17 protein-coding genes are annotated in these 21,254 nt (G+C 55.1%); 8 read left to right on the top strand and 9 right to left on the bottom strand.

The features are described from left to right. Positions 1–111 precede the first annotated feature (111 nt). The gene (locus H6G52_RS11040) at positions 112–552 is read right to left on the bottom strand and encodes a cupin domain-containing protein (protein WP_370567695.1); all 441 of its coding nucleotides are present in this window, start codon (positions 550–552) and stop codon (positions 112–114) included. 97 nt (positions 553–649) lie between these two features. On the opposite strand from H6G52_RS11040, the gene H6G52_RS11045 reads away from it, so the two are divergent. Further along, entirely contained in the window at positions 650–976 is a 327-nt protein-coding gene (locus tag H6G52_RS11045) for a heavy metal-binding domain-containing protein (RefSeq protein ID WP_099534939.1), read from the top strand. An 18-nt stretch (positions 977–994) separates the two neighbouring features. Here the strand turns inward: H6G52_RS11045 and H6G52_RS11050 are convergent, their stop codons facing one another. The 6 genes from H6G52_RS11050 to H6G52_RS11075 form a co-directional block, all read right to left on the bottom strand. Further along, positions 995–1,903 (bottom strand): 6-carboxytetrahydropterin synthase, encoded by a 909-nt coding sequence (locus H6G52_RS11050; protein WP_190528302.1) that lies wholly within the window; start codon positions 1,901–1,903, stop codon positions 995–997. Positions 1,904–1,995: 92 nt separating this feature from the next. After that, positions 1,996–2,364 (bottom strand): hypothetical protein, encoded by a 369-nt coding sequence (locus H6G52_RS11055; RefSeq protein ID WP_190528303.1) that lies wholly within the window; start codon positions 2,362–2,364, stop codon positions 1,996–1,998. A gap of 379 nt (positions 2,365–2,743) precedes the next feature. Beyond that, complete coding sequence (locus H6G52_RS11060; RefSeq protein ID WP_099534942.1) at positions 2,744–2,914, bottom strand: chlorophyll a/b-binding protein; 171 nt, start codon at positions 2,912–2,914, stop codon at positions 2,744–2,746. A 112-nt stretch (positions 2,915–3,026) separates the two neighbouring features. After that, positions 3,027–4,076 carry a diguanylate cyclase gene (locus H6G52_RS11065; RefSeq protein WP_099534943.1) on the bottom strand — a complete coding sequence of 350 codons (1,050 nt, stop codon included), beginning with the start codon at positions 4,074–4,076 and terminating at the stop codon, positions 3,027–3,029. Positions 4,077–4,654: 578 nt separating this feature from the next. Next, positions 4,655–5,734 carry a type 2 isopentenyl-diphosphate Delta-isomerase gene (gene fni / locus H6G52_RS11070; protein WP_190355640.1) on the bottom strand — a complete coding sequence of 360 codons (1,080 nt, stop codon included), beginning with the start codon at positions 5,732–5,734 and terminating at the stop codon, positions 4,655–4,657. 287 nt (positions 5,735–6,021) lie between these two features. Beyond that, on the bottom strand, positions 6,022–7,140 hold the full coding sequence (locus H6G52_RS11075; RefSeq protein WP_190528305.1) for a C1 family peptidase: 1,119 nt from the start codon (positions 7,138–7,140) through the stop codon (positions 6,022–6,024). 271 nt (positions 7,141–7,411) lie between these two features. Here H6G52_RS11075 and H6G52_RS11080 point away from each other — a divergent pair, with 271 nt between their 5' ends. From H6G52_RS11080 to H6G52_RS11110, 7 genes are all read left to right on the top strand, one after another. Continuing rightward, on the top strand, positions 7,412–10,570 hold the full coding sequence (locus H6G52_RS11080) for an AAA family ATPase (RefSeq protein WP_190528307.1): 3,159 nt from the start codon (positions 7,412–7,414) through the stop codon (positions 10,568–10,570). 309 nt (positions 10,571–10,879) lie between these two features. Continuing rightward, complete coding sequence (locus tag H6G52_RS11085; RefSeq protein ID WP_158234531.1) at positions 10,880–11,410, top strand: DUF4214 domain-containing protein; 531 nt, start codon at positions 10,880–10,882, stop codon at positions 11,408–11,410. A 376-nt stretch (positions 11,411–11,786) separates the two neighbouring features. Next, positions 11,787–12,833: an ABC transporter substrate-binding protein gene (locus H6G52_RS11090; protein ID WP_190528309.1), complete on the top strand. Its 1,047-nt coding sequence runs from the start codon at positions 11,787–11,789 to the stop codon at positions 12,831–12,833. Between the two features lie 271 nt (positions 12,834–13,104). Next, positions 13,105–14,520 (top strand): aldehyde dehydrogenase, encoded by a 1,416-nt coding sequence (locus tag H6G52_RS11095; RefSeq protein ID WP_190528311.1) that lies wholly within the window; start codon positions 13,105–13,107, stop codon positions 14,518–14,520. A gap of 239 nt (positions 14,521–14,759) precedes the next feature. After that, positions 14,760–16,496: a diflavin flavoprotein gene (locus H6G52_RS11100; protein WP_190528313.1), complete on the top strand. Its 1,737-nt coding sequence runs from the start codon at positions 14,760–14,762 to the stop codon at positions 16,494–16,496. A 65-nt stretch (positions 16,497–16,561) separates the two neighbouring features. Continuing rightward, positions 16,562–17,230 carry a pseudouridine synthase gene (locus tag H6G52_RS11105; RefSeq protein ID WP_099534951.1) on the top strand — a complete coding sequence of 223 codons (669 nt, stop codon included), beginning with the start codon at positions 16,562–16,564 and terminating at the stop codon, positions 17,228–17,230. Positions 17,231–17,308: 78 nt separating this feature from the next. After that, positions 17,309–18,184, top strand: a complete 876-nt coding sequence (locus H6G52_RS11110; RefSeq protein WP_190528315.1) for a transglutaminase family protein — start codon at positions 17,309–17,311, stop codon at positions 18,182–18,184. Between the two features lie 152 nt (positions 18,185–18,336). Here the strand turns inward: H6G52_RS11110 and H6G52_RS11115 are convergent, their stop codons facing one another. Together H6G52_RS11115 and H6G52_RS11120 are read right to left on the bottom strand one after the other, a co-directional pair. Further along, complete coding sequence (locus H6G52_RS11115; RefSeq protein ID WP_099534953.1) at positions 18,337–18,714, bottom strand: response regulator; 378 nt, start codon at positions 18,712–18,714, stop codon at positions 18,337–18,339. 432 nt (positions 18,715–19,146) lie between these two features. Continuing rightward, the gene (locus tag H6G52_RS11120; protein WP_158234532.1) at positions 19,147–21,081 is read right to left on the bottom strand and encodes a response regulator transcription factor; all 1,935 of its coding nucleotides are present in this window, start codon (positions 21,079–21,081) and stop codon (positions 19,147–19,149) included. Between the last annotated feature and the right edge of the window lie 173 nt (positions 21,082–21,254).

The raw sequence follows: 21,254 nt of genomic DNA on the forward strand, positions 1-21,254 counted from the left end.
GCAACCCGCCTGTTCCTGATCGCCCCTGCAACTGGCACAGGTCGTCAGGGTCTGTCTTCATTTCCTGGGATTCAACGAAAACAGTTGATTTTCCATGCCCCAAGATGAAGGTCAACGGCTCGGGCCCAAGCTGCGCACGAATTGTTTAGCGTTGGGCGGCATATAAACCGCATCCCCTGGCTCAATGATTTGCACCTCGCCATCGATGTGCATTTCTCCCCGCCCCGCCATGATGTAGTAGACCTCTGAGGTGGTCAGGGAATGGGGCAGCGAGGTTTCGCCCACGGGCAAAATCGCATGGGCCAAGCTATAGCGCAGGTCGATCGGCTGTTTGTCGGGATGCAGCAGCTCTCGCAAAATCGAATTATCGCCGGCCACAAATTCTTCGCAATCGCCCAACTTTCGTACCAGCATGGTTGAGACCCCGTGCAACATCTGCGGGCCATTCAAGCAAAATTTGCCGCCATCCGTGGCGATTGAGTGGCCATTGACCCGATCGAGCGGCTTGGTCTTTTCTGTGAAAGTCACCAAAACCTGTGAACAGTCCCCCACAACCCCTCGGTCGATCGCCCACCAATCTTGCTACAACAGGGATGAGATCAAGCAAAACCCAACAAAAGAACCGATCACCGGAATTCCTAATCACACTATGTTGCTAACCACAACCTCCAGCCTCGAAGGCAAGCGCATCATCTCCTATTACGGCGTGGTCAGTGGAGAAGCGATCTTGGGGGCGAACATTTTCAAGGACTTTTTCGCTGGCATCCGAGACGTGATTGGCGGGCGATCGGGTTCCTACGAAAAAGAACTGCGCAAGGCCAAAGACATCGCGATGAATGAAATGAAAGCCGCCGCTACGGAATTGGGAGCGAACGGCATCATTGGCATTGATATTGATTATGAAACCATTAGCCTGTCCAACGGCGGTGGCATGTTGATGGTGGCGGTCAGTGGCACGGCGGTGCGGTTTGAATAATGCGGTTTGAATAGCTGGCTAGTTTGCACCCACGCCCGCCGGTTTTCCTTGGTCGATCGCGCTGGTCACGGGGCGATCGACCCACGGAGCCTCCGTTTGCACATACACTTCACAGGAATTATTTTCGGTTTCATCCAACCGAATTTTGACCAACTGCACTCCCAATTCCCGCAATGGCTCCAGCAGTTGATCGCGAATATAAACGGCAATATTTTCCGCCGTGGGCACAATGTCTTGAAAATAGGCAATATCCTGATTCAAAAAGGTGTGATCAAGCTGCTCCACCACTTGCATTTCAATGAGATCGTGGAGCCGGTTCAGTTCAACAACCATCCCTGTTCTGGGGTCAATTTGACCGCGCACCGTCACCCACAATTGGTAGTTGTGGCCATGGCCACTGGGGCGGGAACATTTGCCATAAATTTCGCTATTTTGAGCCAAAGTTAGGGTTGGCAAAGCCAAACGATGGGCGGCGCTGAAGTGGGTATGAACCGTTAGATGAGCTTCCATAGCTTGCCCTCGATATTCCACAACTAAACCGGGATCGGGCGACAGTTGCACTTGCCGCAGTTGCAAGCCCTGCCGCTGCCAACATTGGCCCAAACGCTGCCACAGCACCTGGGCCAGCCACTCGCTGGTGGGCAGGGTGTTGGCAAATTCTGGCCAAATTTGGTTGAGGTTGGCTCCGTGCAAGGGTTCCAGCACTTCCCGTTGCAGGGCGCGTTTGATGGTGGTGGATAGGTTGGCCACCATGCCAAAGGGATCGATCGGCCCTTGGACTTGCACCCAAAGCGTGAAGGTGCTGCCGGGCGATCGAGCGGCGATCCCGAACCGCCGATGATTTTCCGCCTCCGTCAGTTCCGGCAACCAATAACGGTAGCTTGCGGAAAACTGGACACGACGGCTGATGGTGCAAAGATCGCTCATGCAATGCGGCTCGATCGGGACGATGATTCGCTCAGAGTTCTGGATTCGCCCTTGCAAGGGGGCTGGGGGATCGCGGAGGCTGGCGACAAGGGCTAGTCGGCGGAATGGGGGCGATCGCGGAGGCGCAAGGGCGGCAGGGGCGATCGCGATCGATCTGTGTAAACCGGGTCTCCGTAAACCGAGGTTAGCCGGGGGGCGGCGGGCAAAACGGGCAAGCGACTGGCGGAGGAACTGCGGTAGGCCATGCGGGGCGATCGGGCCGCGTCAATCACGCGCGCGGAATATTTCAGCCAATAGAGAGCGGCGGCCGTGCCCAAAAAGATTAGCCCCAAAGCGGCCAAACCCGCATCACTATCCGCTCCCCCGATCGTCACCTGCACCAGGCCCATGGTTAGCACGAAGGCGGCGATCGGCTCTCGTCGATATCGTTGCTGCAACAGCCGCGGCCAACGCTTACCCATCGGTTTAGTCCTCAGCGGTTTTGATCCCAAGGGTGATCCCCAAACGATGGCCAATCCCTAGCCATGTCGCCCCTAATTCTGATTGTATAAACCTTTCTGCTGCTAGAAATTTTTTCTGCTGCTATCAATAGACCTTCAAAAAAGACCTTCAACAACCTTCCACATTTGCGGCTGTGGAGTCTACGGTTGTGGAATCAACTCATGCGCAGCCCACGGAAGGGACGCAGCCACACCCACCCGCCTCTTGGGCCAAGCGATCGGGCAGGGGCTGCGCCCTTAATTTCACAAAGCATTTCGCAAAGGATGAGGCTTGGCAAATCCCGCTCAACAAGCTCAACCAGTTGCAGCAGGTTGCCAAGCAACGGACAACAGCAGGCCCCTACAGCAGGCCCAACCAAGCCAACAGCCCTTGACCCGTCACCGCCTCGATCGCCAAAGCCAGCAGGAAACCCACCATGGCGGCGCGGCCATTTAGGCGCTCGGCATAGTCATTGAAGCCAAATTTGGGTTCTTCGAGGTTGGGGGTGGTGGTCGGTTGTGGTTGAGTCATGGTTTGTTCCTGAATTGTTACGTTTTGAGTTTTACATTTCGTAACAGTTTATCGCACCTCGGCCAGCAGTGGGCCCTTGCCGAAGGTTAATCAACCGTAAACAATCGGGCCGCTACAACACCATCATCACTCGATTGCGGCCCCGGTTTTTGGCTTGGTAGAGGGCCCGATCGGCCCGGTTCAAGGCCGCCTCGATCGAGGTGTCAGTGGACTGGCAACTTGTGCCGCCAATGCTGACCGTTAGGGTTAAGCCCGGGGCGCTGGGCAAACTGGTGATAGTCGGATCGGCGATCGCCTTGCGAATCCGTTCCGCCACGATCGCCGCGGCCGCCGCATCGGTCTCCGGCAACAACATTACAAATTCCTCACCCCCATAGCGCCCCAGACAATCCTGAGTTCGCAGAATGCTGCTGGCGGCTTGGGTGGCCGTGGCCAAGGCCAAATCGCCCACGGCATGGCCATAGGTATCGTTCACGGCCTTGAAGTGATCCAAATCCAACATCAACACCGAAAGGGGATGTTGATAGCGACAACTGCGCTGGAATTCCTTTTTGGCCAGGGTCATCCAATGCCGACGATTGGCCAAACCGGTCAGGGGGTCGGTGGTGGCCAAGCGGCCCAATTCGGTGTAGGCGCTTTGCAGTTGGGCGTGGGTTCGTTGCAGGGCATTCAGGGCCTGACTAAGGCGATCTCGTGCTTGCTTGAGTTCCAAATGCACCCGCACCCGGGCCAGGAGTTCCGCCGATCGAAAGGGCTTGGTGATGTAGTCCACAGCGCCAAGCTGAAAGGCTTCGAGCATGTGGGTTTCTTCGTTGCTGGCCGTGACAAACAACACGGGAATATCCCGCAGAATCGGATCTTCTTTCAGGCGATCGCACAGTTGCAAACCGCTCATTCCCGGCATCATCAAATCCAGCAAAATCAAATCCGGTTGGGCCGATCGCACCCTCATCAACGCTTCGGCTCCCGTCATGGCAAATGTGGTTTCATAGCCCGCCTGATCTAGCATTTCGATCGACAGGCGCACATTTTGGCTGACATCATCCACCACCAAAACTAGAAACGATCCGGGATCAAACGGCCGGGCTGGCGATTCTGCCTTGCCCGTCGCTAATCGTCGAATGGGTTCTGAATTGGCTGCAATTGCCTGGGAATTGGTCATGAACCTAACGCTAGAGAGAAGATTGAGCGAAAGAAGCTTGATTTCGAGCCGGATCGCCATTCCCCATTGGGTCACCAGAGCAACGATCGGGCAGTGATTTTGAGCAGGGCATTGGTCGTGGCTTCCGGGCGATCATGTTGAGCAACGTTTGCCAAACTACTCAACACCAGGAATTCAGGACTCACCCATCAAGGCCATCCCAGCAGCCGATCAACAGCCCTGAAAAAATCATGAAAAAAGCCACGAAAAAAGCAATGCCACCTTTTGAGGCGCATTCTTGAAGGGCAAAAAAGCAAAGAAAAGCCACTGATGAAGTGGTTACAATGAATCGTCAGAAGCTTATACTTATTCTATCTTTATCTTGCTGTCTTGATCTTAATCCCTAGCCCTAGGAAAGCGGGACGCGTCCCTAACTCGGGAAACTGCAAATTACATTTTGATTGTGATTGTGATCACTCAAAGTTCTACTATTTTAAAGTCTGGCTCAAGCAGCGATCCAATTTGACCCCATCTTGAGGAATCGCTGAAGGGATCATCCCCTCAGCGCCCAAGAAGCAAGCGCCATCAGCCACAGTCGCCTACTGAAGTTGCAGTCGGCCGCAGGTTTGTAGATCTTCGATCGTGCGATTGCCGGTGCAAAACATGGCGGTTTCCAATTCCGCAATCAACACATCACACAGAAAGTCCAAAGCACTGTCGGACTCGTTGGCCGCATGTAAAAAGGGCATGGCGAATCCCGCCAAATTTGCCCCGAGGGCGATCGCCTTAGCCGCATCCAAACCATTGCGCAGACCACCGGACGCAATGAGCGGAATCGTTGGAGCCACTTGGCGAATTGCAGTGATACATTCAGCCGTGGGAATGCCCCAATCACCAAAGGTTTCGCCCAAGCGACGCTGTTTAGGATCCAAAGCCCGCACGCTCTCCACTTTGGCCCAAGACGTGCCCCCCGCTCCGGCCACGTCGATCGCCTGGACACCGGCCGCCAGCAACTTTTCAGCCATGGTGCGCGAAATGCCGTTGCCCACCTCCTTGGCAATCACAGGCACGGGCAGTTGGGCACAAAGGTCTGCGATGCGATCGAGCAACCCAGCAAAGTTGCGATCGCCCTTGGTTTGTACCGCCTCTTGCAAGGGGTTCAGATGCAAAATCAACGCATCTGCTGCCAACCAATCCACCAAAGACTGGCACTCAGCCAAACCATAGCGATAGTTAAGTTGCACCGCCCCCAGGTTGGCAAACAATGGAATGTCTGGAGCGACCGATCGCACCGCAAAGGTTCGGCGCACCTCCGGCCGCTCCACCGCCACCCGCTGTGAGCCAACGCCCATGGCTAAGCCCCAGCGCTGGGCCGCCGCCGCCAACCGCATATTGATTTGTTCTGCCTGGTCTGTGCCGCCCGTCATGGAGGAAATGAGCAACGGGGCCCGCAGCGGTTTGCCCAGAAATTGAGTGCTGGGATCAATGGTCGATCGATCCAGTTCCGGCAAACAGCAATGCTCAAATCGGTAGCGATCCAAGCCGCTGCCCACCTGCCGGAACTGCACATCGTCTTGCAAGCAGGCTCGCAGGTGGTCGGCTTTGCGATTTTGGGTCGCCTGGGCGGCCTCGGGCGCGGTGCTGGGGGGGGGTTGGGGCAAAAACTCGGTGGATTGCATGGCGCTGGGAACAAGAACCATCCCTTAGTGTCGCGTGACCCGATCGCCCTGTATGAGTCCCCGCCAACTTTTGCAACATTGAGGCTGGCCAATGGCTGTGGCAAAGCCCATGGCCAAAAGCCTTGAAATTGCTTCAGACAAGGGGCTGAAGCCCCCTGCCCGAGATGGTCGATCAGCCGATCGGTCAATCCTCGATCGGTCAATCCTCGATCAGCCGATGTGTTGATTAATTACTGGAGAACCGAGAAAAGCCAAAGGTTCGATCGAGCGAATGCCCAATCAGCAACTTACTCTTCTTCTTCCTCCTCTTCTTCTTCCTCCTCTTCCTCGTAATCTTCTTCTTCTTCGTAGTCTTCTTCTACTTCTTCCTCATCATATTCCTCTTCTTCTTCCTCCTCTTCTGAATCTTCGTAATCTTCTTCGTCGTATTCTTCTTCCTCGTCGCCTTCCTCTTCTTCCTCGTCGCTTTCCTCGCCGTCGTAGTCTACTGAGACGCTGATTTCTTCGTCCTCTTCCTCTGAGTAGTCATAATCACTCTCATCGTCCTCAGAGTTGTAGTCACTGGCAAATTCTTCGTCATCTTCGCTGTCAATACCAGCCGAAAAATCTAGATCCGAAACTTGTTGAATTGCCCAGCAATCGAAACACAAATCCGTGTTGGTCATGTAGTCATAGGGGATATAGCAATAGCCTTGATCACCCCAATCCGATCCCCAAGAATTGCGTACAATAAAGGCTTCATTGCGATCGGAATAACCCACGCAGAGCATGGCGTGGGCCCCGTGGGTTTCGCGAATTTGCTCATTGCGGCTGGGCAACGGAACGCGGCCGCCTTTTCCCGCTTGATTAAAAGAATCGTAGAGAATCAAGCCAAAGGCAAAGGGATAACCCTCTGCTAAACAGCCTTTCATGGCTGCTAAATCAATGGGAATTTCACGGGCTTCATCCACCAAAAAGTTCTGTGCTTCCTCGTAAGCTTCGGGGGAAGGTTCCGTGTCAAAGTCTTCAGGAACATAAGGCCAGGTTTCTTCGGTGCAAGCGCCAACTTCTTCGAGCACTTGGATGCTGCCGCTGATGGAACTGCCACCGTCGCCCACGGTTCCTTCCGCGCGCCGAGTGTTGTAGTAGATAAACAAGCGGCTGATGTCGCCCGCTTCTCCGTGGGCCCGCTGCGCTAAATATTCATAGGCTCCGGCGATCGCGTTGGCGGTGCAACTGCCCACGGTGGATTGATCTTCAACGGGGGTCATGTATTGACGCAAATCAACGCGGCTGGGCAACTGATCAGCACCAAGCTTTGACTGAAACAGACTAAATCTCGGCGGCTTGCTTGTGGATTTGACACAAGCGCCAACCCGAATTTTTTTGCCGCTGCGGCGGTTAACCAAATAACCAATTTTTGCCATGGTTCAGAGAGCCTAAAAAATAGACGATCAGTGGTTGAGAAGGGTAGGCATTGGAGGGGGCTGGATCGTTGCCCAGGCCGCGCCGTGGCGAGGGCTTGGGCGATCGCCCCCCATGCGGGGGTTGCCGTTTCTGGTTATAGCCTGTTTTTGAATGAGCACCCAAAAGACGTACCAAAAATGTCAAAATGAGCCTGAAAAGTAACTCATTCAGCAAGATTAATCCAGCTCATTCATCGGCAGTGGGTTGGGAGAGGCAGGGCAGAGGTTAACCGTGATCCCCGAACAGCTCATCCTCAAAAATTTCCTTAGTTATCGAGAAGCAACCCTACACTTTGGGGGGCTACAAACGGCTTGCATTTGTGGAGCCAATGGTGCAGGGAAGTCATCACTACTGGAAGCTATGGCTTGGGCAATTTGGGGTAAAAGTCGCGCTTCCACTGAAGATGACGTGATTTTCGCGGGCGAAACGGAAGCAACCGTTAACTTTACCTTTCGGTTTGGGCATGAGGTTTATCGGGTGATTCGAACACGCCGATTGGGCCAAACCACGGCTTTGGAATTTCAGATGGCGATCGATGAGGGCGATCCCGATCAATGGGCCTTTCGCAGCCTGACGGAACGGGGGTCAAGGGCGACCCAAGCCACTATTTTGCAGCGCTTGCGGCTGGACTATGACACTTTTGTTAATTCCGCCTATTTGCGTCAGGGACGAGCCGATGAATTCATGTTGAAAACACCGGCCGATCGCAAGGATATTTTGGCGGATTTGTTGAAGCTGGGGCAATACGATGATTTGGCAGAACAGGCGAGGGAACGCTCAAAGCTGCTGAAGGGTGAAGCCAAGCAACTGGAGGAGTCGATTCAATCGCAGGAGCAAAAGCTAGCCGATCGAACGAGTTTGGCCCAAGAGTTAGCCACCGTTGAGCAGCAGCTCAAGGCATTACGGGGCGATCGGCAAAAGGCAGAAACCCGACTGGAGCAATTGCGATCGATTGCAGTGCAACGCCAAACCCAGCAACAACAATTGCAATGGATTCAGCAGCAGCAAAAAACCGTTCACCAGGAGCTGGAACGGTTAGCCCAGGAAGGCCAACGGCTGGCCCAGCGACAAGCAGAAATTGATCGCACCCTGGCCGCTCAAGCGGAAATTGAAGCGGGAATTCAGCAGCTTCAGCAATGGCAACGGGAAGATGAGCTTTTGGGTCAAAAATCCCAGCAATATCATCAATGGACAACGGAGCGAAACCGGCAACAACAATCGCTCGATCGGGAAGTGAACCGATTGGAAAATGAGCAGCGCACATTGCATAATCGCTTGCAAGATTTGGCACAACAGGAACAGGAATTACAGAGCATTCTGAATCAGCGATCGGAGGTGGAGTCGGCGGCCACTCAGTGGCAAACTGCACGCCACCATTTAAACCAATTGGAGCAAATGCAAACCCAGGCGGCTCCCTTGGTGCAACGGCGGCAACAGCTTATCCAAGAGGGCGATCGGGTGCGATCTCGCTTGGTAGCTCGCTTGGAAGAATTGCAAAATTTGCAGCAACGAGCGATGGCTTCCGTGGCGCGTCGTCCCCAACTCATTCAGCAATGGGAACAGATTGATCAGCGAATTCAAGCCCTTGAAAATCGCAAAGTTTATCAAGATCGGGTGCAAGAGAAAGGCACTGAACGAAAAGGGTTTATTGATCGCTTAACAGGAATGCGGGTGGATTTGGAAAATCAGCTTGCAAAACTGACCGAAAAAATGACCCTATTGGCAGAACAACCAGCGATTCAAAAGGGTCAAAACCAGGAAATTCACGAAATTTTAGAGGACTACGGTGCTTGTCCCCTGTGCGACCAACCCTTGGATCAACATCACCTGGAGCGAGTGCAAGCCAAGCAAAAACTCGAAGAAACGGAACTGCGAGATCGCCTGTGGGTGCTCCAAGAGCAGTTGGCTTTGACAGAACGTGAAATTCAGATTTTGCGCCAGGAATATCGAGACCTCAAACAGGAATTGCAGCCCCTGAATCGTTTGATTGAAGAACGGGGAAAGCTGCAAGAACAACTGCAAACCCTGGAGCAAGAGCAAATTTCTTTGACAGCTCAGGAGGCCACAATTGCCCAGCTCACAGCAACTTTGGATTGGTTTGATCGGGGCGGATCAGTCCCCGAACCGTTATCAGAATTGGGGCGATCGCTCCCAGATTTGCGGCATGAGCTAGCTGAGTTGGACGATCGCCTAACGGCCTTGAATTTTGACGATCGAAACCTGGCTTTGGCGCGGGCCGAGGTCGATCGCTGGCGGTGGGTGGAACTGAAGCAACATGAGTTGAACCAAGCCCAACGCAAGCTAGAGCAATTGCAACAGCGCCGACCAGATTTGTTGGCAGAGCGCGATCGACTTCAAAAAACCTTAGCCAGTCACTTAGACCCGGCCGAAACCACCTCATTAACCGCTCAATTAGCCCTGATTAACCAACAATTGACAGCGCTAAATTATCAACCTGATCGCCATGAACAAGTACGGGCAAAATTGCGATCGGCTCAGGGGTGGTTAGCCCGAGCAGAAACCCTGCGTCAATGCCAACAGGAAGCGCCCCAACTGCTCGATCGGCAACGTCAGCTCGCCCAAGCCCAACAGAGCCAAACCGAAACCCAAAATCAACTCGCAAAACAGTGGGCAGAGGTGCAATCGCAACTGGCTAACCAACCGGATCCGAGCCAGAATCTACAACAGCTCGATGCACAACTCAATGATCTGCAACGAGCGATCGAATCAACGGTGGCCAAGCAAGCCCAACTTTCCCAACAGCAGGAATTTTTGCAACAACTGGCGGAGCAAATCGGGCGCGATCGACAACAGCTTCAGCAAAAACATCATCACCAGCGCGTTTACGATGAGTTAGCCAAGGCCTTTGGCAAAAACGGAATTCAAGCCTTGGCGATCGAAACCCTTTTGCCTCAACTGGAAGCGGAAGCCAATCGAATTTTGTCCCAATTAAGTGCCAACCAACTGCACATTAATTTTGTGACTCAACGCCTCAAAAAAACCGCAACTAAGCGACAGAAAGCAACCGATTTAGCCAGCGCCACCATCGAAACCCTAGAGATTCAAATTGCCGATGCTCAAGGCACTCGTCCCTATGAAACTTATTCCGGGGGCGAATCTTTTCGGATTAATTTTGCAATTCGGCTTGCCCTGTCGCGACTGTTAGCCCAGCGATCGGGAACGGCGTTGCAACTCCTGATCATTGATGAAGGATTTGGCACCCAGGATGATGCGGGGCGCGATCGACTGGTGGCAGCCATTAATGCGATCGCCCCAGATTTTGGTTGCATCCTCACGGTCACCCACATTCCCCAACTCAAGGAGGCGTTCACCGCCCGCATTGAAGTGCAAAAAACCGCTGAAGGTTCAAAATTGGCCGTTTTTCTCTAAGTTTTTGCCCTCAGTTTTTTCTCTAGGGTTTTCTCTGAGTCTTTTGACCTAGCGTCCAGATTTGGCGCGGGCCCTCTTGCGCCCACGCCCCTTCCCCCACCTAGCTCAAGTCGGGTTTCTGTCGCGGAGTCTTTGGGCAATCCAATTCCCGCCATTCAACCTCTGTGAAAGTTTTCTGTGAAAGTTTCATGAACAAGTGCCGGATCCCTTTTGAGGTTCGGAACTTTCCCCTTAGAATGGGGAGACAACTTTGCCGTTGCTACCCGACTTTGCAACCTAGGTTGGCATCTGATGCTGAAGCTCAACGAGATGCTCCAAATGCTCCCGAGCCGATCGCCCCGTCGATCGCTCAGTACCGTGCTGGCCACCACCCTCGCCGCCAGCGCGATCGCCCTGCCCAGCCAGGCCAGCAGCCTTTGCGTGGGCGATCGCCAACAGTCCCTCTGTCTGGAGTCCGGCGCGCAGTACGTGAGTGTGGCCGGCGCTTGGGATGAGTCGCTGTTGGCAACGGGCATTGATCCTGGCCATGCGGCCGAGGTCGATCGCCTCTATCAATCCGTTCTGGGTCGTCCGGCAGATTTGGCCGGGCTGCGCACCTACGCTCGAGCGCTCGAACAGGGTTGGTCAGTGCGCAAAGTGCGCTGGGCCATTGCCAACAGTGCCGAAGCACAGGTGGCGATTCACCGTATCTATCGAGAAGTGCTCGATCGCGCGGCCGACGAAGAAGGCCTGGATACCTATCGCGATCGCCTGGAACGGGGCTGGGAACTGAGTCGCGTTCGCACCGACATTGGCTCCAGCTACGAAGCCCAATCCCGCCGCCGCAGCCTCACCAGCTAGGCGATCGGTTACCCCCAATCTGGCGAAGGTCTCGCTCTGGACAGCCTGGAGCCGCACCCAACCGGCCCGAAATCGCAAAACGAATTCCAAAATCCAAAAGCCCACGCTTGCTTTCGATGGCAGCGTGGGCTTGCTGCGATCCCGCTCATTTAGAAACCAATTTAGAAATTGCTGGCATTCCACAGATTCAGCGCAGATTCAGCGCAGATTCAGCGATAAGACCTGGAAACGCGGCTGAGAAACGAAGTTTGGCAACGAAGCTTGAAAATGACGGCGCAAGGCATGGGAAGTTTAGAATTCAAGGGGCAGGGCTAATCAGGGCTGACCGATCGAGCCGTTGAACTCAAAATCCTCAATTTTCCCGATAATTAACCCTATGTCTCCGTTGAACGATTCCGCCTTCACCCGTCGTCGGTTGCTGCAATACGGGGCGATCGCCCTCGGTTCCGGCTTGGTCACCGCCTGTGGCAACAACACCAGCAGCGAACCCAGCCCAACCGGCGAAAAGGGACTCGATCGGGTCACCCTCGCCACAGACTGGGTTGCCCAAGCGGAACATGGCGGCTTTTACCAAGCCCTGGCCACCGGCATTTATCAGGAATATGGCCTGGATGTAAAAATTCGGATGGGCGGCCCCCAGGCGGCCACGGGCACACAACTGCTGTTTGGGAAAGTGGTGGACTTTGCCATGAGCAACAGCACGATCGCCCTGAATGCCGTTGCGGAAGGCGTTCCCAAAATCACCGTCGCCGCCTATTTCCAAAAGGATCCTCGCTGCATTGTGGCCCATCCCGGCGTAAAAGATTTGTCGGAACTGAAGGGCAAGCCCCTGTTTGTCACGCCCCAAGCCGTTTCAGATTTTTGGGGACTGTTGGCTAAAAAATACGGATTTACGGATAGTCAGCGCCGGGTTTATAACTTTAATCCCGCACCCTTTTTGGCTGATAAAACTTCCGCTCAACAGGGATTTGTCACCTCAGAACCCTACACCATTGAGAAAGAAGGCGGCTTCAAACCCAGCGTTTTCCTGCTGGCTGATGTGGGTTATAAACCCTACGCCACCACCATCGACACCACATCCCAAATGATTGCCGAAAAGCCCGATGTGGTGAAACGTTTTGTGCAGGCTTCTGCCAAGGGTTGGTATAGCTATTTAGCCGATCCAGCGCCTGGCAATGCCTTGATTAAAAAAGACTATCCGGAAATGACAGACGATCGCTTGACCTATGGTCTCGGGAAGCTCAAGGAATATGGCATTGTGCTTTCGGGTGATGCAATTACTAACGGCATTGGCTACATGACCGAAGCCCGCTGGAAGGAATTTTTTGAAAACATGGTTGAGTATGGGGTCTATCCTAAAACACTTGATTATCGCAAGGCTTTCACCCTCGATTTTGTGCAAGATTTGCCCACCTCGGCCTAAGGCTGGCTAATGCTGGTGAGCATTTGTCCAAGCGCCTAATTCCATCATCGCGCGATCGAAGACAAGGTGCTTGATCGCCTTGCCTGGGTCAGATCGGTTGAAAAAACCAGCCTTCCAGTGCCCATTGAGCTTGACTGAACGGATGCTAGATCCTGGTTACCGTTCCGAAGCTGGAATCGGAATTTTTCAGTAGATTAGTGATTAGCGCACACTTGCGGGACAACTCCCTTTCGAGTCATTCGAGGGTTAATTCAAGGGTTAATCAACAGTTATGGTGATCGCCACGCAACTGACCAATTCGGCTCATTGGGATCTTGAGACCCAAATTCGGGAAACCCTCGATCGCCAACGACAGTTTTTTGCCACCGGTCGCACCCGCGATTTGGAATTTCGGCGCGACCAATTAACCAAGCTGCGCCAAGCGATTCAGGCCAATCAGGACGCGATCGTGGCGGCGGTACAACAGGACTTAGGCCGACCGGAATATGAGGCCTATTTTGAATTGGCTTCGATCGCAGAAGTTGACGGGGCCCTGAAAAATTTGACCCAATGGGCCAAGCCCCAAAAGGCCAAGTTGTCGATCGATCAATGGCCGGGTTCCGCTTGGATTGAACCGCAACCCCTGGGGGTGGCGCTGATTATTGGCCCCTGGAACTATCCCTTTTCTTTGGCGATTTCACCGTTGGTGGGGGCGATCGCGGCGGGAAATTGCGCGATCGTGAAACCCTCGGAAGTGGCTCCGGCCACGGCGGCAGTGGTGGCAACCCTGATTCGGGAAACCTTTGACCCGGCTTTTGTGGCGGTGTTTGAAGGGGATGCTGCCACCAGCCAAGCCCTGTTGGCCAACAAGTTTGACCATATTTTCTTCACGGGTGGGACGGCCATTGGGCGCATTGTGATGGCAGCGGCGGCCAAGCACCTCACGCCGGTCACCCTGGAACTGGGGGGCAAGAGTCCTTGCTTTGTGACGGCGGATGCCAATCTGGCGATCGCGGCGAAGCGGATCGCTTGGGGCAAATTCCTCAACGCCGGCCAAACTTGCATCGCACCGGATTATCTTCTGGTCGATCGGGCGGTGATGCCGGAGTTGCTGGCCCAATTGCGCGGGGCGGTCACGGCATTTTATGGAACCGATCCGGCCCAGAGTGGGGATTTTGGGCGAATTATTAACGATCGCCAGTTCGATCGCCTGGCTGCGTTGCTGGAGTCTGGGAAACCGTTCTTGGGCGGCCAACACAACCGGGCCGATCGCTACATTGCCCCCACAATCCTCACCGATGTGGATTGGGACAGCCCCGTGATGGCCGATGAAATCTTTGGGCCCATTCTGCCGGTGTTGCCCTACGACCAACTGGATCAGGCGATCGCCCAAGTGAACAGTCGCCCCAAACCCCTGGCGCTGTATGTGTTTTCGGAAAATACCCAAACCCAACGCTACTTGCTCGATCGCACCAGTTCCGGCGGCGCTTGCATCAATGAAACGGTGATGCATGTGGGTTGTCCGTCGCTGCCCTTTGGCGGGGTGGGCGATAGCGGCATCGGCAGCTATCACGGCAAGGCCAGCTTTGACACCTTCTCGCACCATCGCAGCGTTTTGAAGAAGGCCACTTGGCTCGACTTAGATTGGCGCTATGCCCCCTATGCCCAAAAGGTCGGCCTGATTAAAAAATTGCTGGGTATGGGCTAGAACTGGCGATCCTTCCGATCCCTCCCGATCCCTCCCAATCCACAAAGACAAGGGGCTGAAGCCCCTTGCGCCCAAAACCAGGGGTGCTGTGCCAAGACTTCAAGGCTCTGTTCAGCTCCCCTCTCAGATTTGATTAACCAGCCGATTACATTTTGCAAAGCGATCGCCCGTTGATTGCGCCCACGATCCCGCTAGGATGGCAACTATAGGGATCAGGCTTGAACCACGGAGCCACAGCAATGACGATCGCCACAGCAACCCCCCCAACGGCCAAACCCCGCGACGTGCAAGTGATGCCGATCGGCCCTGGCACCACCGTGTTGCGATCGCGCACCTGGGAACGCCTGAAATTTGAGATTGAATATTCCCTCAAAAAAGGCACTACCGCCAATGCCTATCTGATTCAAGGCGATCAGGTGGCCCTGATTGACCCGCCGGGGCAAACCTTCACCGATGTGTTTTTGAATAAATTGGCGCAGCGGTTGGGCGATCGGGCGATCGACTACGTTATTTTGGGCCACCTGAACGCCAACCGGGCCGCCACCATTGAAAGACTCCTGGAAGCCAGCCAGCCCCCCCGCTTCATTTGCTCCAACCCGGCGGCCATCACCCTGCGATCGCTCTTTCCCGATCGGGACTTGGCGATCGAGGTGGTGCGTGGCGAAGAAACCCTTGACCTGGGCCAAGGTCACCTGCTGAAATTCATCCCAATTCCGACTCCCCGTTGGCCCGATGGCATGGTTACCTACGACCCCGCCAGCCAAATTGCCTTCACCGACAAGCTTTACGGGGCCCATGTTTGCGGCGATCAGATTTTTGATGAAGGCTGGCAAATTTACGAGGACGATCGGCGGTTTTATTACGACTGCCTGCACGCTTCCCAGTCCAAACAGGTCAGCACCGCCCTTGATAAATTAGACGACCTGCCCGCCGCCACCTACGCGCCGGGCCACGGGCCGATCGTCCGCTATGGCTTTGCGGAACTGCGCCACGCCTATCGCCACTGGACGCAACAGCAGACAGAAAAGGAACTTTCCGTAGCCCTGATTTTTGCCTCGGCCTATGGCAACACGGCCGCTGTGGCCCAAAGCATTGCCCGAGGCATCACCAAGGCCGGCGTGGCGGTGGAGTCGATCAACTGCGAATATTTGGATCCCGAGGAAATTAAAGGGGCGATCGAGAAATGCGCTGGTTTCATCATCGGCTCCCCCACCTTGGGCGGCCATGCTCCCACCCAAATCCAAACGGCCCTGGGCATTGTTCTGAACAGCGCTGACAAGAGCAAACCCGCCGGGGTGTTCGGTTCCTTTGGTTGGAGCGGCGAGGCGATCGATCTGTTGGAAAGCAAACTCCAGGACGGGGGCTACCAATTTGCCATGCCCACGATCCGGGTCAAATTTGCCCCCACCCAAGCGGTCTTGCAACAGTGCGAAGAGGCGGGCACGGACTTTGCCCAGGCCCTGCAACGGGCCAACAAACGTCGCGCTCCCAAACCGGCCGCCGGTACGGCTGATCGCACGGCCCAGGCCGTTGGGCGCGTGGTGGGTTCCCTGTGCGTGGTCACCGCCAGCCAGGATGATGTGCAAACCGCTATGCTGGCCTCCTGGGTCTCCCAAGCCACCTTCAAGCCACCGGGGGTGACGATCGCCGTGGCCAAGGAACGGGCGATCGAGTCCCTAATGCATGAGGGTTCGCAGTTTGTCCTGAACGTGTTGGCGGAAGGCAAACAACTGCGGCGGCACTTCATGAAAAACTTCCCGCCAGGGGCCGATCGGTTCGAGGGATTACAAGTAGAAACCGCCAGCAATGGTTGCCCGGTGTTGACCGATGCTCTGGCTTTTCTGGAATGCACCGTGCGCAGTCGCATGGAATGTGGCGATCACTGGGTGGTTTATGCCACTGCCAACAGCGGCAAAGTGCTCGACACCACAGGAGTCACGGCGGTTCACCACCGGCGATCGGGCAGCCAATACTAAAACACAGCACTGCAATACCGCACTGCAACACAGCACTGCCCCTTGCCCCTTTTTTCCGCCCGACCATGGCCCGCTACGTCCTGTTTTATAAGCCCTTTCAGGTGATGAGCCAATTTAGCCCCTCCGAGGGCAAGGCCACCCTGAAGGACTTTATTGATGTGCCTGAGATCTACCCGATCGGGCGGTTGGATTGGGACAGCGAAGGGTTAATGCTGCTGTCAGACGATGGGCCGCTGCAACACCGGTTAAGCGATCCCCGCTGGGGCCATCCCCGCACCTACTGGGCCCAGGTGGAACAGATTCCCCCGGATCAGGCGATCGCCCAACTGCAACGGGGCGTGACCATTCAAGACTACCGAACCCGCCCCGCTCAGGTGCGTCTGTTGCCCGAGGAGCCAACCCTGCCGCCTCGCGATCCACCCATTCGGTTTCGGAAATCCGTGCCCACCGCCTGGTTGGAGTTAACCCTCACCGAAGGCCGCAATCGCCAGGTGCGACGGATGACGGCGGCCGTGGGCCATCCCACCTTGCGCTTGGTGCGGGTGGCGATCGGATCGCTCACCTTGGCGGGGTTGGAGCCGGGCCAGTGGCGCTTTCTGACCGCAACGGAACTAGCCAGCCTGCGGGCGATCGCCCAATCTTCCCAGCCAGCCTCGGCGGCCAGAGGTGAACCCACTGCGCGATCGCCCCGAAGTCGCCCGGCCAAACGTCGGGGGCGATCGGCGCGATCGTAAGCCGCCTCGGAAAACCCACTTCCAAGGGCGACTTCCTTAAAATGGCCATGGAATCCCCATCGTTCGTTAGGCCGGGCCATGCGCTATCGCATCCATCACGCAATTCATTACACCTATAGCCAACCCGTCGAACTTGGCCCCCACACCCTGCGATTGCGGCCCCGCTGCGATGGATCCCAGGTCTTGCACGATTTTCAGCTTCAGGTGTCACCGCACCCCCTGGGTTTAGCCGATATTTTTGACCTGGAAGGCAACACGGTCATTCAAAGTTGGTTTAACCGAGATCTGGTGGAGTCCTTGCATGTGAAGTCCACCAGCATTGTGGAAACCCTGCGATCGAACCCGTTTAACTTTTTGCTGGAACCTTGGGCCCTGTCGCTCCCCTTCGACTATCCCGCCTCAACGCTGGCCCAGGTGCGACCTTACCTGAGCGATCAACGGTTGGGGAGCGATCGACTCGATCCCGCCATTTGGGAGTTGGCCCAAGGGTTGCTTTACAAAAACCATGGCAACACCCTGGACTTTTTGGGCGACTTGAACCAAACGGTCTATAACCACTGTTGCTATCAGCAGCGAGAAACCGGCGACCCAATGCCACCGGGCATGACTTGGCGGCGCAAAACCGGCTCCTGTCGTGATTTATCGGTGTTGTTTATGGAGGTTTGCCGGGTGGTGGGCCTGGCGGTGCGGTTTGTCAGCGGCTATGAGGCGGGTGACCCCAAATTGCCCGAAAAGCACCTGCACGCCTGGGTTGAAGTCTTTTTGCCGGGGGCCGGGTGGCGAGGCTATGACCCCACCCAAGGGCTGGTCACGGCCGATCGGCATATTCCCCTGGCTGCCAGCGCTTTTCCTCAAAACACGGCCCCCATGCCGGGCACGTTTCGCGGGCGATCGGCCTCGGCCCACATGACCTTTGAATTAGAAATCGAGCCGCTGGATCCAATTAGATCCTGATTATTTCAACCGGATTGCAGCCCTTACCTTAATTACTAAGTACGGTCGTCCGTAGTTGCCCGTAGGGTGGGCACTGCCCACCGAACCGTTGCTTCATGGCATTTGCGATATGACGTGCCAATTATTTTAGGTAAAGGCTGTATTGGAAATTATTAGGAAGACCAGCCCAAAATCTGACAAATGGAATCTCCCAACACCAAGGGATCAAATGGCTTGGTAACCACTGCGGCCGCCTTCAAATGGGCATAGCGTTGGCGATCGGCCGCTTGCACCTTGGCGGTCAACAAAATGACAGGAATATGACTGGTGGAGGGATTTTTTTGCAATGCTTCCAAGGTCGCCGTGCCATCCATTTGTGGCATCATCACATCCAACAAAATTGCGTCAGGTTGTTGGGCCGCAGCCATGGCAATTCCTTCAGCACCGGAAGCCGCCAACAACACCTGCCAGCCATTACAAACCTCCAGGCCAATGCGCGCAATTTCTCGCATGTCTGGTTCATCATCAATAACAAGCACTTGTTTAGTCATCGGAGATGGAGAGGAAAATATGAATTGCGGAAAAATTGCAGAAAATATGAATTGTGGACTTTTTTCGTATGCACCCAAGAGCCATGGCCAGTCCAGGAATTCAATCAAGTGCCATCGGATTCAGTCAAGCAGTTTAACTGGCTTAGGGAGTGCCAGCAGCACCATTAGCCTTGTTCATCAGTTTAATTAATTGGGTTATCAGTTTCACCGAACAAACTCAATTGATTAATTTAACCAAGTCATTCAACTAATTAATCAAATTAATGAATTTAATCAAATTGAGTTAATCGAGTTCGTTAGCTCAATTTACCAATTGATTAATTGAGTGCAACCAGTTGATTGAATGGGTTAAATTCAGTTAAGTTGAGTCAAGTCCATGAATCTAATTCATTCCAGTTAATTATTCCAGTTCATCAAGCCAATTAAAGCCAATTAATATTTACTGATTGGTTTGGTGGCTCGGCCATTGAACAATTCTGATCGACTGGCTCGGATGAGCTGCTGTCGCAAACTATCCGCCAATTCCTCAGCACTTGGAAGCTCTAGGATACAGGCAGTTGCCCCGGCTTGGTAGAGTCGATCGAGGGTTTGGGGCGAGGCTTCGGAGGCAAAAACAATCACCGGGATTCGCCGCCCGCCAAATCCCTCGCTGCGGAGGGCCCTCGTCCATAAAACGCCTCCCCAGGGACTGCTATCGGCCGCCAGCAAAATGAGATCCGGCCGGCTGGCGGCCATGCTGGCGCTGACTCGTTGGGGTTGGGAAACGGCGGCCAGCGTCCATTGTTGTTGCTGGCAACAGCGCCTTACCAGGTTGTTGGCGTTGTTAGACAGGCCAATGGCCAGAATTCGCAGATTGCCCCCAATGCGTTGTTCGGTTTGGTACTGACTGAGGGCTTGGATCAGGGGTGTGATCGGGCGATCGACTGCCCAATCGGTGTCCCAGCCTTCGTTCGCAAATTGCAGCAGATCATTGGGGTCGAACTGCTCCATCAGGGCGATCGTGATCAGGGATGGTTGGCGCTGGCGCAAGCTGGGCAATACCGCCAGAAAATCGGCCCGCTCCGAATCGCTCCAATCCATAATTACCACACTGGGCAAGGCGGTGGCAGGTTGTGTGAGCCAAGTGGTGGGAGAACTGGGCAGCGCCAGGTCAATCAGGGCCCCTTCTTGGGCGATAGCGGCGGCCAGGGCCTGAGACCAGCGGCTGTTATTGCCCAAATAAACCAGCCGTAGGCGATTGTGTTCGATTTGCTGGCGGCTTTGAATTTCGCGGCGCAGATCACCCACCAGGGAAATCAGGGTTTGGTGGGCCAGTTGCAGGATGCTGTGGCGATTGGTGGCCGTTGGACTCGTGGCGGCCGAATTGGCGGCGAAACCGAAGCCGTTGGGGTCAGGAGGGCTGTGGGGATCTTGGGCGTAGGGTTGCAGTTGTTGTAGCTGTTCTTCAATGGCGCGGGCCAGTTGGGAACCACGCACTAAGCCAAACGGCCCCAAGGAGCCGATTAGTTTATGGGCATCTTCCAGGGCCCGCAGGCGATCGGCTTCGCAGAGGCGATCGGCCCCAATGCCTGCTGTTACTCGCTCCAGGGATTCCAGTCGCTCATAGATCATCCCTTCAAAGCGTTCCCAGGCGCGATCGAGCGCCGATCGTAACCGCAGGGACACATCCCCATCCTGGGGTTCCGGTACCTGAGCGCTCCCGGGCCGCAGCCGGTAGCCCATGCCATAAACCGTTTCAATGAGATCCCGCGCTCCCACCAGGGCCAACTTACGCCGCACGCCTTTGATGTGGGCTTTGACGGTTTCTTCACCGGGAAAATCGCCCACAGACCACAGGTGCTCGAGGATGGCGTTGCGGGAAAATAACCGCCGGGGATGGCGCAAAAACAATTCCAGGAGGCTGTATTCCTTGGGGCTGAGGTTGATGGGGCGATTGCTATAGGTCACTTGACCGGCGCTCGGATCCAAACGCAGGGGGCCCCATTCCAACACGGGCGCATCGGTCGATCGCTGGCGGCGCAACAGGGCCCGCACCCGCGCCATCAGTTCTTGGACGGTGCAAGGCTTGACCACATAATCATCGGCCCCGGCATCCAGACCCTTTACTTTGTCTTCGGTTTCGCCCTTGGCGGTCAACAGCAAGATGGGCCCCGTATACTTTTCCCGCCGCAGATGGCGACACAGACTCAGACCATCCAGTCGGGGCAGGGTCACATCCAGAATAATCAGGTCATAGGTAAACGATCGGGTGTAGTCCAGTCCCTCTTGCCCATCCTCAGCCACATCCACTACATAGAACTGCTCCGCCAGGGCTGCGCCGAGCGTGTGGGAAATGGCTGGGTCATCTTCAACTAACAGGAATCTCACGCAACTTCGCAGAAACGGTATCAATCTTCCACAGAATCATGGGCAAATCCAAACGGGGGCGCTCCGGGATGAGATTTAACAGTTTTTAACAGACCTGGCCCATGGATCGCGGGCGGGCGGGGTCGGAGCTTGGGATGCGCCCCTGATTTTTCGATCGCTGAATCCCATAGAGT

The organism is Limnothrix sp. FACHB-881, assembly GCF_014698135.1.
Lineage (GTDB): Bacteria > Cyanobacteriota > Cyanobacteriia > CACIAM-69d > CACIAM-69d > CACIAM-69d.